The sequence below is a fragment of the Thiohalocapsa sp. ML1 genome (genome assembly GCF_001469165.1).
Lineage (GTDB): Bacteria > Pseudomonadota > Gammaproteobacteria > Chromatiales > Chromatiaceae > Thiohalocapsa.
Genome location: NZ_JABX01000081.1, coordinates 1 through 12,529, shown reverse-complemented (window position 1 = coordinate 12,529; position 12,529 = coordinate 1). Strand labels below are relative to the sequence as shown.

The following is a 12,529-nucleotide window of genomic DNA, read 5'->3' as shown; positions in this document are numbered from 1 at the left end:
TTGCCCATGCCGCGCGGCCGGCCGGACGAGCGCGCATGTGCTCTCTGATCGGCCCGAACGCCGCCGACGCGGCATCGAGCCGCGCTGGCGGCGAGCCGGCTGGAAAGCCGGCGATCCCAGCGCAGTAGTGTCCGCTGTGCGAACCGGTTGCGTGCGGCAGGCGATGTGGCCGGCACGACGTTCGAGGCCGGCGGGCGAAAAGACAAGCCAGGCGGTATGTTTTTTGACAGAAATCGCCTAAGGCGCGCGGCGCGCGCGACTTTCATGGTAAAGGGCCGAGGGCCAAGGGAGCCCTCATCGGCCTGGCCCTCGGTTCAATGCGCCAACGAGCGTGCTGCGCAAGACGGCGCGCCTTGTCGGTCTGAGGCTTGGCCTCACTCCTCATGCGCATGGCAAAAAAAAAGCGGCCAGTGATGGCCGCCAAAGGACGCACAGCTAGGGACCGATGGTCAGGGGTGCATCTCGTGTGGCCCCGCCGACCGTAATTCAGCGCTTTGGCGCGGTGGAAGCTGCACCGCGACCGCCAATGATGAACTTAGCTTAGTCCGACTTCTCGCCGACGGTGAACCCGTCTCATCGGGCTTGATGTTGCGTCCGTCGGTGCTCCTTTTCGCGCGCCCCACATCTGCATGCCGCGTCGGTACAAAGGATGGGACAGGTGCCTCGAAGCCGTTGTGACGGGCGTCGTGTCTTGGAAAGTCCGCGCCCAGAGCAGAGGCCCCGGACGGCTTGACGGCGCCAATGCGCGCGCCGGGATGGGCCGAGGGAGCCCGGCTTGGCCCTCGGCCCTCGGCGCTCTGAACCGAGCCTAGCCCCGTGTCAGCGTCCGCGCCCCGGCCTCGGACCCCAGGATCAGCACATCGGCCCCGCGCATGGCGAAGAGACCGCAGGTGACCACGCCCGGCAGGTTGTTGATCTGCTGCTCCAGCGCCATCGGCTCCATGATCTTAAGCCCCTGCACGTCCAGGATCAGGTTGCCGTTGTCGGTGACGAAGCCCTCGCGCCACACCGGCGTGCCGCCGAGCCGCACGAGCCGGCGCGCCACCAGGCTCCGCGCCATCGGGATCACCTCCACCGGCAGCGGGAAGGCGCCGAGCACGTCCACCAGCTTCGACTCATCCGCAATGCAGACGAAGCGCTCGCTGGCCGCGGCGACGATCTTCTCGCGGGTCAGCGCACCGCCGCCGCCCTTGATCAGCGAGAGGTCGCGGTTTGACTCATCGGCGCCGTCCACGTACAGCGCCAGATCGCCGACGGCGTTCAGGTCCAGCACCGCGATGCCGTGCTGCTTGAGCCGCGCCGTGGAGGCCTCGGAGCTCGACACCGCCCCGTCGATGCGGCCCTTGACGGTCGCGAGAAAGTCGATGAAATGGTTCACCGTCGAGCCGGTGCCGACGCCGATGACGCCGCCCTCGACATACTGCAACGCGGCCTCGGCGGCCTGCTTCTTCAGCGCATCCTGGTCCATGACCTGTCCCCCTGATCTGATTGACTTGTTGGCCTAGTGCAACGGCCGGCGATGATAGCAGAGGGCGGACAGGGGCCGGGCCGAGGGCGAAGGGCCGAGGGTCGAGCGCCATCCTCAGCCCTCGGCCCTCGGCCCTCGGCATGCGGCGCACCCGCGCCTTGCCGGTCTGCGGCCCTGCCTCGCTGCCGCGGTCTTTTCCGAGCGGCGCGCATCCGGGGTATGCTGTGGTGCTCCCGCGTCGTTGCCGATCCAAAGCCGTAAGCCCGCCATGCCGCAGTCCTACATCGAGCGCATCCTGCGGGCCCGCGTCTACGATGTCGCTACTGAAACCCCGCTGACCCCCGCCAAGCTCCTGTCCAAGCGGCTCGGCAACCAGGTGTGGCTGAAGCGCGAGGACCTGCAGCCCGTGTTCTCGTTCAAGCTACGCGGCGCCTACAACAAGCTCAAGCACCTGAGCGCCGAGGTGCGCGGGCGCGGCGTCATCGCCGCCTCCGCCGGCAACCATGCCCAGGGCGTGTCCATGGGCGCCGCCCGGCTCGGTTGCGATGCCACCATCGTCATGCCGCGCACCACCCCCGCCATCAAGGTGGACGCGGTGCGCGGTTGGGGCGCGAAGGCCGTGCTGCACGGCGACTCCTTCGATGAGGCCAACGCCTACGCGCAGGGGCTCACGGCCGAGCGCGGGCTGACCTTTCTGCACCCCTTCGACGACCCGGACGTCATCGCCGGCCAGGGCACCATCGGCATGGAGATCCTGCGCCAGCACCCGGAGCCGCCGGCCGCCATCTTCGTGCCCGTCGGCGGCGGCGGGCTCATCGCCGGCGTCGCGGCCTATGTGAAATACGTGCACCCGCAGGTGCGCATCATCGGCGTCGAGCCCGAGGACGCGCCGACCCTGCACGCGGCCATGGCCGCCGGGCGGCGGGTCGTGCTCGACGAGGTCGGGCTGTTCGCGGACGGCGTCGCCGTCCGGCAGATCGGCAAGGAGACCTTCCGCATCGCCCGCCAGACCGTGGACGATGTCGTGCTGGTCAGCACCGACGCCATCTGCGCCGCCATCAAGGACATCTTCGACGACACCCGCGGCATCGCCGAGCCCGCCGGCGCGCTGGCCCTCGCCGGGCTCAAGCACTGGGTCGCCCGCGAGGGCGCGGAGGGGCTGAGCCTGGTGGCGATCCACAGCGGCGCCAACGTCAACTTCGATCGGCTGCGCCACGTCGCCGAGCGCGCCGAGCTCGGCGAGCGCCGCGAGGCCCTGTTCGCCGTCGGCATCCCGGAGCGCCCGGGCAGTTTCTTGGGCTTCTGCAAGGCGCTCGGCAAGCGCCAGATCACCGAGTTCAACTATCGCTACGCGGACCACCAAGATGCCCACGTCTTCGCCGGCGTGCAGCTCACCGGCGGCGCCGACGAGCGCACCGAGCTGGTGCAGCGGCTGGAAACCAAGGGCTTTTCCGTGCTGGACATGAGCGACAACGAGGCCGCGAAGCTCCACGTCCGCTACATGGTCGGCGGCCACGCCGCCGGCGTCGAGGACGAGCGCCTGATCCGCTTCGAGTTCCCCGAGCGCCCCGGGGCGCTGCTGAACTTTCTGACCGGCCTGGGCAAGCGCTGGAACATCAGCCTGTTCCACTACCGCAACCACGGCGCCGCCTACGGCCGCGTGCTCATGGGCATCCAGGTGCCCGACGCTCAGCGCGCGGAGCTCACGGACCTGCTGACACAGCTCGGCTACCGGTTCTGGGACGAGTCGGACAACCCGGCCTATCGGCTGTTTGCGAGTGCGGGCGGGCTGACTTAGCAGCAACAAGCGGGCTCGACACCGCGCCGCCGCCGACTGGGACCGCCGGCTTTCAGCCGGCTGCGCGTGCCGGGGGCTCGATGCCCCCGGCGCGCGATCTGCGGCGCGGGAGCCGGGCGGTTGCGCATGCCGCGCGGCCGCCGACTGGGACCGCCGGCTTTCAGCCGGCTGCGCATGTGGCCTCTTATCGGCTCAGACGCCGCCGACGCGGCATTGAGCCGCGTCGGCGCCGAGCCGGCTAGAAAGCCGGCGGTCCCAGTCCGCCGCGTCGGCGCCGAGCCGGCTGGAAAGCCGGCGGTCCCAGTCCGCCGCGTCGGCGCCGAGCCGGCTGGAAAGCCGGCGGTCCCAGTCCGCCGCGTCGGCGCCGTCAAACACCTGAATGCCGCCTTCGACAGCCTCATCGCCAAGGCCAAACTTGCCGCGTGAAACTTGACGCATCTGCGAAGAAAAAATTCGCCCAAGCGGGCTAGGGTGTTGGCAAACGGCGGTAGACCTGCGCTTCCGTCACCACGGCATCAAGGGGGACGTCCCAGGGCCGGGGCGCGAGCCGGTGCACGCGCTGGCAGTCGTGGGCGATGCCGATGAGCAGGGGTCGGCGCCAGTGCCGGCGGCGGCGCAGCGGCGCGAGGCTGCGATCATAAAAGCCGGCGCCCATGCCGAGGCGGTTGCAGTCGGCGTCGAAGCCCACCAGCGGCAACAGGATCGCGTCCAGCGCGTGCAGCGGCGCGATGCGCCGGTGCCGGCGGGCGGGCTCGGGGATGCCGTAGTGGTTCGCACGCAGGGGCTCGCCGGGTCGGTGGCGGACGAACCAGAGCCGCCCCGGCGCGTGGCCGCGCAGCACCGGCAGATACCAGCGCCGCCGCTGGGCCGCGGGCCCCGTCATGAGCCCACTCAAATCCGGCTCGCCGTCGGCGGCGACGTAGAGCGCGATGCGCCCGGCGGTACGCAGCAGGCGCGCGCGATCGAGGTGCCGAATCATGGCCGCGGCATGTGCCGCCCGGGTGCGAGGATCAAGGCCACGGCGCAACGCCCGGAGCCGCCGGCGGAGCTGGCGTAGGCTGTCGGCGGTGCCGGGTACGGGGTCAGAGGTGTACATGGCAGCACGGCTCAACGCCAGACGGCGCGCGCCTGCCGGGAACCAAACGATCGGGTAGGTTGGGAGGTCGATCAGGAGCAAGGGGTGGAAGGGACATCCCCCGCCTGTAGCGATGCAACCCATTGTTCTTGAACCAATCGGTTCAAGGGGGGACGCAGTACGGCTGCTCAAGGCTTTCCGCTCGAGGCGGACATGCACACCGGCTTCCGCGGCGCGTCCCCGGGGTACGCATTAGGCTCAAGAAAATACCCGGGCCGCTGTCGGATACCGCAGGGGATGTCTTGGAACCTAGGCTATACCGATTCGCCGGGAGCGTCCAGCCCGGCGCCATCGTTGCCGGTACTCATGGCGGAATCGATGCGGGCCTGGAGCCGGGCGAGGCGCTCCGTGTCCGCCTCGGCGCCAGTGCTGCGCTTCTGCAGATCGTAAATGACGTTCAGCGCCGCCATCACGGCGATGCGGTCGGCACCGATGACCCGACCGTTCTGGCGCACCTCGCGCATGCGCTTGTCGAGCATGCGGGCACAGTCCATCAGGCTCTGCTCCTCGCCCGCCGCGCAGGCGATGCGGTAGTCCTTGTCCAGGATCTGGACGGTGACGGGAATCGCCTCTTCGCTCACAGTTGCTCCTCCATCGACTTCAGCCGCGCGACCATGGCTTCCACCTTGCTGCGGGCCAGCTCGGTCTTTTCGATCAGGTCTGCCCGCTCGGCGACCAGGTGCTCCTGGCTCGCCCTGAGCGAGGCGTTTTCGTCGCGCAGCCGGTCGATTTGGCGGAGCAATTCGTCCACCTGACGCTCTAACCGATCCAGATCGAACTTACGCATGACCGCTGACGACACCGCACACCGCGTTGACAATTGCGACGCACTATAAGAGGGGGTCGGCAGCGGGTCAATTCGACAACAGCCGCCGTCGCCGCCCGGGACGCGATTCGCCGCGGATGCCCGACAGCCGCCATAATAGCCCGAAGCTCCACCGCCGCCGCAGCCATGCCCCCAGATCCAGCCCACACAACGCCAGCCACGCAGACGCCTGCGCCACCGGACCACGACGAGCTGGAGCGCCTGCTCGCGCCCTGCACGCTGTCGTGCTCCGCCGCCGAGGCCCACGGCATCTACTGCGGGCTCATCGCCACCGGCGCCGACGCGCCGCAGGAGCGCTGGCTCGCGGAGCTCCTGCCGAGCGACGCCGAGGCCGACACCGACGCCGCCGCGCGCCGGGACGCGCTGACCCGGCTCGCCAAGGCCACTGATGCGGCGCTCGCGGACGCGGAGCAGGCCTTCCACCCGCTGCTGCCGGCCGATGACCGCCCGCTGCCCGAGCGCGCCACCGCGGTGCACGGCTGGGCCCGGGGCCTACTGTACGGGCTCGGCATCGCCAATCTGGACCAGGCCAAGCTCGCCCCGGAGACGCGCGAGGTGCTCGACGACCTGATGGAGATCACCCGCATGGACCTAGACGCCATCGACGAGGACAGCGACAACGAGGCGGCGCTGGCCGAGGTGCTCGAGTTTCTGCGCGTCGCGGCGCTGCTGATCCGCGAGCAGGCCACGCCCGTGCGGCGCGCCTGAGGCCCGGACCCCATGCAGCAGCCCTACGCCCCCAAGGCGCTGAAGCGCCGCCGCCGCGCCGTGGCCGAGGCCATCGGCGCCGACGGCGTGCTGATCCTGCCCGCCGCGCGCGAGGTGACGCGCAACCGCGACGTGCACTACCCGTTCCGCCAGAGCAGCGACTTCGCCTGGCTCACCGGCTTTCCGGAGCCGGACGCCGTCGCCGTCATCGCGCCGAAGCACAAGGACGGCGAATTCGTGCTCTTCTGCCGCCCGCGGGACCCGGAGCGCGAGGTCTGGGACGGCCACCGCCACGGCACCGAGGGCGCCGTCCTGCACTTCGGCGCCGACGTGGCGCACCCGCTGGCGGATCTCGACGAGAAGCTCCCGGAGCTGCTCGCCGACCGCAAACAGATCCACTACCCGCTCGGCATCGACGCCGACTTCGACCTCCAGGTCATGGCCTGGCTGCGGGCCGTGCGCGCGCAGGCGCGCAAGGGCGTCGGTGCGCCCTCGGCGCTGGTGAGCTCCGATGGCGTGCTGCACGAGCGCCGGCTCATCAAGAGCAAGACCGAGATCGACACCATGCGCCGCGCCGCGCGCATCTCGGCGGCCGCGCACCGCAAGCTCATGCAGACCTGCCGCCCGGGGCAGAACGAGCAGGCGCTGGAGGCGACCTTCCTCGCCGCCTGCGCCGAGCAGGGCGCCCGCTGGCAGGCCTACTCGCCCATAGTCGGCGGCGGCGCCAACGCCTGCGTGCTGCACTATGTCGAGAACGACGCGCCGCTCAGGGACGGCGACCTGGTGCTGGTGGACGCCGGCTGCGAGCTGCACGGCTATGCGTCCGACATCACCCGCACCTTCCCGGTCAACGGCCGCTTCAGCCCGGCGCAGCAGAGCCTCTACGAGCTGGTGCTCGCGGCGCAGCAGGCCGCCATCGCCGCCGTGAAGCCGGGCAAGCGCTGGGATGCCCCGCACAAGGCGGCGCTCCGGGTGCTGACCCGCGGGCTGGTGGAGCTGGGCTTCATCGAGGGCACCCACGACGACGTGCCGCAGCTCATCAAGGACGAAAAATACAAGCCCTTCTACATGCACCGCACCGGCCACTGGCTCGGCATGGACGTGCACGATGTCGGCAGCTATAAGCAGGACGGCAAGTGGCGGACGTTGGAGCCCGGCATGGTGCTCACCGTCGAGCCCGGCCTCTACGTCGCGCCGGATGCCGAGGTACCGGCGGAGTATCGCGGCATCGGCATCCGCATCGAGGACGACGTGCTGGTCACCGAAGACGGCCACGAGGTGCTGAGCCGCGACGTGCCGAAGGACATCGACGCCATCGAGCGCCTCATGGCCGGCGCCGCGGCCGGCCGGCCCGCAGAGACCCCGGAGGAGCAAGCGTGAGCATGCAGGACTACGACCTCGTCATCATCGGCGGCGGCCTCGTCGGCGGCAGCCTCGCCTGTGCGCTGGGCGGCAGCGGCCTGCGCGTCGCCGTGGTGGAGGCCGCAACCCCACAGGCCCCGGCCCGGCGCGACGCGCCGCCGCCAGCGCAGTACGACGAGCGCGTCATCGCGCTGTCGCTCGGCAGCCGGCGCATCTTCGAGGGGCTCGGCGTCTGGCCGGCGCTGGCCGACGCCGCCGAGCCCATCCGCCGCGTGCACGTGTCGGACCGCGGGCACTTCGGCTTCGCGCACCTGGACGCCGCCGACGAGGGCGTGGAGGCGCTCGGCTACGTCGCCCCGGCGCGGGCCATCGGCGCCGCCATCGAGGGCTGCCTGGCCAACGCCGCCGGCGTGGACGTGCTCTGCCCCGCGCGCTTGGGCGGGCTGCGCATCCAGCGCGACCATGCGAACCTGGAGGTCGCCGTCGCCGGCGTGTCGCGGCTGCTGCGCACGCGGCTCGTGGTGGCGGCGGACGGCGGCGACTCCGACGTGCGCCGGCGCATGAAGCTCGGCGTGCGCGAGCGCGCCTACGGCTACGACGCCATCATCTCGACCGTCACGCCGACGCGCCCGGAGCCGGGCGTGGCGTTCGAGCGCTTCACCAGCTCCGGCCCGCTCGCCATGCTGCCCATGACCGGCGGGCGCTGGTCCGTGGTCTGGACGACGCGAGAGCGCGACACCGCCGCCATCCTCGGCCTCGACGACACGGCCTTCCTCGCCGAGCTGCAACGGCGCTTCGGCGGGCGGCTCGGGGAGCTGACCCGGCCCGGCCGACGCTTCTCATATCCGCTGCGGCTGGTGCTGGCACAGCAGCTCACCAGGCCCCGGATCGCGCTCATCGGCAACGCCGCGCACACGCTGCACCCGGTGGCCGGGCAGGGCTTCAACCTGGGGCTGCGCGACGTCGCCGAGCTGGCGGACCTGCTGGTGGACGCCCATCTCACCGGCCGCGACCCCGGCGGCCCCGCGGTGCTGGACGGCTACCGGGCGCGGCGCCGCGGCGACCAGCGCAGCGTCGCGCTGGTCACGGATACCCTCGCGCGGCTCTTCGTCAACCCCTTCCCGCCCGTGCGCGCGGCGCGCGATGCCGGCATGCTGGCGCTGGACCTGTGCCCGACCGCCCGGCATGCGCTGGCCCGTCGCTTCATGGGCCTGGGCGGGCGGCTGCCGCGGCTGGCGCGCGGCCTGCCGGCCGCTTCGCGCTGAGGTCTCCTCGCACTTCGTACTTCGTACTTCGCACTTCGTACTTCGTACTTCGTACTTCGCACTTAACTTCAGCAGATGCCCAACGAACCCTCTCAGTTCGATATCGTGATCCTCGGCGGCGGCATGGTCGGCGCGGCCATGGCCTGCGCCTGCCGCGGCCGGGGCTGGCGCATCGCCGTGCTGGACGGCGCACCGCCGCAGCGCACCTGGCCCGCCGGCGAGGTGGATCTGCGCGTGTCGGCGCTGAGCCGGGCGAGCCAGCGGGTGCTGGAGCGCCTGGGCGCCTGGCCGCGCATGGCGGAGCTCGGCGTCAGCGTCTATCGCGAAATGCACGTCTGGGACGCCGTCGGCGGTGCCTCCATCCACTTCGACAGCGCGGAGCTCGGCGAGCCGAACCTCGGCCATATCGTCGAGAACCGCATCACGCGGCTCGCGCTCTGGGAGCTGCTGGAGGCCGCCGACGACGTGACGCTGCTCTGCCCGGCGTCGGTCGATGTGCTCAGCATCGCCGAGGCGGGCGCGCGCATCATCCTCGCCGACGGCACCGAGCTGGACGCCCGGCTCGTGGTGGGCGCCGACGGCCGGGACTCGCTGGTGCGCACCGTGCTCGGCATCGGCACCGGCGGCTGGGGCTACGATCAGCGCGCCATCGTCTGCAACGTGGAGCCGGCGCACTGGCACCGCGAAACGGCCTGGCAGCGTTTCCTGCCGACCGGGCCGCTCGCGTTCCTGCCGCTCGCGGACGGGCGCTGCTCCATCGTCTGGTCCGCCGACGAGGCGCGCGCCGAGGCGCTGCTCGCGCTCGACGACGCCGCCTTCATCGGCGAGCTGGAACAGGCCTTCGAGCAGCGCCTGGGGCCCATCCTGTCCATCGGCCCGCGGGCGGCCTTTCCGCTGCGGCTGCAATACGCGAAGAGCTACGTGCGCCCGCGCGCCGCGCTGGTGGGCGACGCGGCGCACGCGATCCACCCGCTCGCGGGCCAGGGCGTGAACCTGGGCTTTCTCGACGTCGCGGCGCTGGTGGATGCGCTGGAGCACGCCCGCTCGCAGCAGCGCGACATCGGCGGGCTCGCGACACTGCGCCGCTACGAGCGCGCACGGCGCGGCGACAATCTGCTCATGCTCGCGGCCATGGACGCCTTCAAGCGCGCCTTCGGCAACCGCATCCCGCCGCTGGTGGCCGCCCGCAACTTGGGCCTGTTCGCGGCGGACCAGGTCGGGCCGCTCAAGCGCGCCTTCATGCGCGAGGCCCTCGGCCTCGGCGACAACCTGCCAACCCTCGCCCGCGCCGACCAGGAGACCTGATCGATGCGCTGCGTCCCTCAGCACAGCCTGCGCCGTCGCCGCGCATCGGCATCCCTGCCCGACACGCCGTGACCATCCTGCCCCTGGCGCTGAAGAGCCTGCTGAACCGCCGCGCCACGGCGCTGCTGACGCTCGCCTCCATCGCATTGAGCGTGGCGCTGTTGCTGGGCGTGGAGCGGCTGCGCACCGAGACGCGGGCATCCTTCGCCGCGACCATCGCCGGCACGGACCTCATCGTCGGCGCGCGCAGCGGCCAGGTGCAGCTCCTGCTGTATGCCGTGTTCCGCATCGGCAACGCGACCAACAACATCTCCTGGCAGAGCTATCAGGATCTCGCCGCGCACCCGAAGGTGGCCTGGACCGTGCCGCTGTCGCTCGGCGACTCGCACCGCGGCTACCGCGTGCTGGGCACCACGGATGCGTATCTCGCGCACTACCGCTACGGCCGCGACCGCCCGCTCGCGGTGGCCGAGGGCACCTGGTTTGCGGACCTCTACGACGCGGTGCTCGGCGCCGAGGTGGCGGAGCGGCTCGGCTACGCGCTCGGCGATGCGGTCATCATCGCCCACGGCGCCGGCGATGTCGCCTTCGCCCGGCACGACGACAAGCCCTTTCGCGTCAGCGGCATCCTCGCGCCCACCGGCACGCCGGTGGACCGCACCGTGCATGTGGGCCTGGAGGCCATCGAGGCCATCCACGTCGGCTGGCGCGGCGGCGCGCCGATGCCCGGCTTGACCATTAGCGCCGACCGGGTCCGGCAGATGGACCTGACGCCGGACGCCATCACCGCAGCGCTGGTCGGGCTCGACTCGCGCATCGCGACCTTCGGCGTGCAGCGCTGGGTCAACGACTATCCCGAAGAGCCGCTCATGGCGGTGCTGCCCGGCGTCGCGCTGGCGGAGTTGTGGTCGCTGGTGGGCGTCGCCGAGAACGCGCTCTTGGTGGTGTCCGCCTGCGTCGTGCTGGTGGGGCTCATCGGCATGCTGACGGCGCTCCTGATCGGGCTCAACGAGCGCCGCCGGGAGATGGCCATCCTGCGCTCCGTCGGCGCCCGACCGGCGCAGGTGCTGGCACTCATCATCGGCGAGGCGGCCTTCCTGACCCTGCTCGGGCTCGCCTGCGGGGTTGGGCTGCTGTACCTGTTGCTCGACGCGGGGCAGCCGCTGCTGGAGCACCGCTTCGGGCTCTACATCGGCATCGGTGCGCCGTCGGCGCGGGAATGGCTGCTGCTCGCGACGGTACTCACCGCCGGCGTGCTGGCCGGCACCGTGCCCGGCTGGCGGGCCTACCGCATGTCGCTGGCGGACGGACTCACGATCCGGGTCTGATCGCCGCCGGGGCTCGCGACCCGGGCCTCCCACCCCCACACTCTCGACTTCCGCCGACGAGATCGAATCGACATCGGGATCGAAATCGAAATTCTCTACCGATACCGATCACGCAACTTCCCGAATTTCTCCACCGGACCTGCCCCCATGGCTCTCAGCCCCCATTCCCTCCCGGCACTGTCGGCCGCGCTGGCGCTCTCGCTACTGCTCGCGGGCTGCGGCGGCGACAGCGACGAGCCCGCCCAGCCGGGCACCCGAGCAACACCCGACGACACGCTGACCGCAGAGGAGCTGGCCGCGGAGCCGACGCCCAGCCCCAAGCTGGGTCCGGAGCTGGCATGGGACGATCTGATCCCGGCTGACTGGCGCCCGGACAAGCTGTTCGAGGACTACGACATCGACAACCTGGACGACGATGATCCGCGCGCCGACGAGCTGATGCAGAAGCTCGAAACCCTGTGGGCGGAGGCGCCCGTGGTGGAGGCGCTGCACGGGCAAAGGGTCCGGCTGCCCGGCTTCGTGGTGCCGCTGACCACGGACGCGACGGAGATCAGGGAGTTTCTGCTGGTGCCCTACTTCGGCGCCTGCATCCACGTGCCGCCGCCGCCCGCGAACCAAACGGTCTATGTCGTCACCACCGAGGACGGCGCCTACCACGGCGAGCTGTTCGACACGGTTTGGGTCGAGGGCATCATGCACATTGAGCGCGTCAGCAACGACCTCGGCGAGGCCGGCTATCGCATCGATGCGGTGAACGTGAGCCCGTACGAGGAAGACACCTGAGCCGCCTGCCCGCGCGCCGCGCAGGCGCCGCCTTGCTCGTCTGCTGCGGGCTCGCCGCCGCCTTGCCCATCGCGGCGGCGGCGACGACCTGCCATCTACACCCGCCCGCCGACGCACCGACCGACGAGCAAGAGGCCTCGCCGCGCCTGATCGGCCCCTTCGCGCGCGTCGCGGACTGCGAGGCCGAGCGGCAGCAGCGCTTCGGCCCACTCGGCCGCTGTCATTGCCGCGCCGCGTTCAGCCCCGATTGGCCGGAGCTCAGCCGCCCGGGCGGCCGGCTCGACGGGCCGAGCGGCGCCGAGCCGGCGCTGCCCTGATGGCCGCGCGCGGTGCTGACGGCCGTTGGCTGGCGTGTTGACTGGAGTGTTGACTGGAGTATTGACCGGAGTGTTGACCGGAGTATTGACTGGAGTATTGACTGGAGTTTTGACTGGAGTGTTGACCTCCAGGTCAACACGGCGACAGAGCAGGAAGCACTGTCGTCGCGACGAGCCGACCAGTGAGGTCGGCTCTCCGGCCCGTCCCGGCCCCGGCGTTGACCGGAGTGTTGA

Annotated in this window: 13 protein-coding genes and 1 other RNA gene; 8 read left to right on the top strand and 6 right to left on the bottom strand. The window is 71.1% G+C overall.

Going from position 1 to position 12,529, the window contains the following annotated elements:
- Positions 1–808: 808 nt before the first annotated feature.
- A complete protein-coding gene (rpiA, locus tag ML01_RS25835; RefSeq protein ID WP_058558257.1) occupies positions 809–1,468 on the bottom strand; it encodes a ribose-5-phosphate isomerase RpiA in 660 nt (219 codons plus the stop codon).
- A 268-nt stretch (positions 1,469–1,736) separates the two neighbouring features.
- On the opposite strand from rpiA, the gene ilvA reads away from it, so the two are divergent.
- The gene (gene ilvA / locus ML01_RS25830; protein WP_058558256.1) at positions 1,737–3,266 is read left to right on the top strand and encodes a threonine ammonia-lyase, biosynthetic; all 1,530 of its coding nucleotides are present in this window, start codon (positions 1,737–1,739) and stop codon (positions 3,264–3,266) included.
- 192 nt (positions 3,267–3,458) lie between these two features.
- On the opposite strand, the gene ML01_RS25825 is transcribed toward ilvA, so the two are convergent.
- The 5 genes from ML01_RS25825 to ML01_RS25810 form a co-directional block, all read right to left on the bottom strand.
- A complete protein-coding gene (locus tag ML01_RS25825; RefSeq protein ID WP_216819279.1) occupies positions 3,459–3,704 on the bottom strand; it encodes a hypothetical protein in 246 nt (81 codons plus the stop codon).
- A 28-nt stretch (positions 3,705–3,732) separates the two neighbouring features.
- Positions 3,733–4,362 (bottom strand): 5-formyltetrahydrofolate cyclo-ligase, encoded by a 630-nt coding sequence (locus ML01_RS25820; RefSeq protein ID WP_058558254.1) that lies wholly within the window; start codon positions 4,360–4,362, stop codon positions 3,733–3,735.
- A gap of 93 nt (positions 4,363–4,455) precedes the next feature.
- Positions 4,456–4,641: non-coding RNA, 6S RNA (ssrS, locus tag ML01_RS28110), on the bottom strand.
- A gap of 14 nt (positions 4,642–4,655) precedes the next feature.
- The gene (locus ML01_RS25815; protein WP_058558253.1) at positions 4,656–4,982 is read right to left on the bottom strand and encodes a cell division protein ZapA; all 327 of its coding nucleotides are present in this window, start codon (positions 4,980–4,982) and stop codon (positions 4,656–4,658) included.
- Positions 4,979–5,188 carry a TIGR02449 family protein gene (locus ML01_RS25810; protein WP_058558252.1) on the bottom strand — a complete coding sequence of 70 codons (210 nt, stop codon included), beginning with the start codon at positions 5,186–5,188 and terminating at the stop codon, positions 4,979–4,981. Before ML01_RS25810 ends, ML01_RS25815 begins: the two co-directional genes overlap by 4 nt.
- A gap of 165 nt (positions 5,189–5,353) precedes the next feature.
- Here ML01_RS25810 and ML01_RS29435 point away from each other — a divergent pair, with 165 nt between their 5' ends.
- The 7 genes from ML01_RS29435 (at position 5,354) to ML01_RS25775 (ending at position 12,295) form a co-directional block, all read left to right on the top strand.
- Positions 5,354–5,935: a UPF0149 family protein gene (locus ML01_RS29435; RefSeq protein WP_058558251.1), complete on the top strand. Its 582-nt coding sequence runs from the start codon at positions 5,354–5,356 to the stop codon at positions 5,933–5,935.
- A 12-nt stretch (positions 5,936–5,947) separates the two neighbouring features.
- Complete coding sequence (gene pepP / locus ML01_RS25800; RefSeq protein WP_058558250.1) at positions 5,948–7,315, top strand: Xaa-Pro aminopeptidase; 1,368 nt, start codon at positions 5,948–5,950, stop codon at positions 7,313–7,315.
- A 2-nt stretch (positions 7,316–7,317) separates the two neighbouring features.
- Positions 7,318–8,562 (top strand): 2-octaprenyl-6-methoxyphenyl hydroxylase, encoded by a 1,245-nt coding sequence (ubiH, locus tag ML01_RS25795; protein ID WP_058558249.1) that lies wholly within the window; start codon positions 7,318–7,320, stop codon positions 8,560–8,562.
- A gap of 75 nt (positions 8,563–8,637) precedes the next feature.
- The gene (locus ML01_RS25790; protein WP_058558248.1) at positions 8,638–9,867 is read left to right on the top strand and encodes a UbiH/UbiF/VisC/COQ6 family ubiquinone biosynthesis hydroxylase; all 1,230 of its coding nucleotides are present in this window, start codon (positions 8,638–8,640) and stop codon (positions 9,865–9,867) included.
- A gap of 68 nt (positions 9,868–9,935) precedes the next feature.
- Complete coding sequence (locus tag ML01_RS25785) at positions 9,936–11,195, top strand: ABC transporter permease (protein WP_058558247.1); 1,260 nt, start codon at positions 9,936–9,938, stop codon at positions 11,193–11,195.
- Between the two features lie 147 nt (positions 11,196–11,342).
- Positions 11,343–11,978, top strand: a complete 636-nt coding sequence (locus ML01_RS25780) for a DUF3299 domain-containing protein (RefSeq protein ID WP_058558246.1) — start codon at positions 11,343–11,345, stop codon at positions 11,976–11,978.
- 32 nt (positions 11,979–12,010) lie between these two features.
- Positions 12,011–12,295, top strand: coding sequence for a hypothetical protein (locus tag ML01_RS25775; protein ID WP_058558245.1), 285 nt, complete (start codon positions 12,011–12,013; stop codon positions 12,293–12,295).
- Positions 12,296–12,529 lie beyond the last annotated feature (234 nt).

Bases quoted from the DNA above. Each gene is read 5' to 3' on its own strand.
- rpiA (WP_058558257.1), bottom strand. From the start codon at position 1,468: ATGGACCAGGATGCGCTGAAGAAGCAGGCCGCCGAGGCCGCGTTGCAG.
- ilvA (WP_058558256.1), top strand. From the start codon at position 1,737: ATGCCGCAGTCCTACATCGAGCGCATCCTGCGGGCCCGCGTCTACGAT.
- ML01_RS25825 (WP_216819279.1), bottom strand. From the start codon at position 3,704: ATGCGTCAAGTTTCACGCGGCAAGTTTGGCCTTGGCGATGAGGCTGTC.
- ML01_RS25820 (WP_058558254.1), bottom strand. From the start codon at position 4,362: ATGTACACCTCTGACCCCGTACCCGGCACCGCCGACAGCCTACGCCAG.
- ML01_RS25810 (WP_058558252.1), bottom strand. From the start codon at position 5,188: ATGCGTAAGTTCGATCTGGATCGGTTAGAGCGTCAGGTGGACGAATTG.
- ML01_RS29435 (WP_058558251.1), top strand. From the start codon at position 5,354: ATGCCCCCAGATCCAGCCCACACAACGCCAGCCACGCAGACGCCTGCG.
- pepP (WP_058558250.1), top strand. From the start codon at position 5,948: ATGCAGCAGCCCTACGCCCCCAAGGCGCTGAAGCGCCGCCGCCGCGCC.
- ubiH (WP_058558249.1), top strand. From the start codon at position 7,318: ATGCAGGACTACGACCTCGTCATCATCGGCGGCGGCCTCGTCGGCGGC.
- ML01_RS25790 (WP_058558248.1), top strand. From the start codon at position 8,638: ATGCCCAACGAACCCTCTCAGTTCGATATCGTGATCCTCGGCGGCGGC.
- ML01_RS25780 (WP_058558246.1), top strand. From the start codon at position 11,343: ATGGCTCTCAGCCCCCATTCCCTCCCGGCACTGTCGGCCGCGCTGGCG.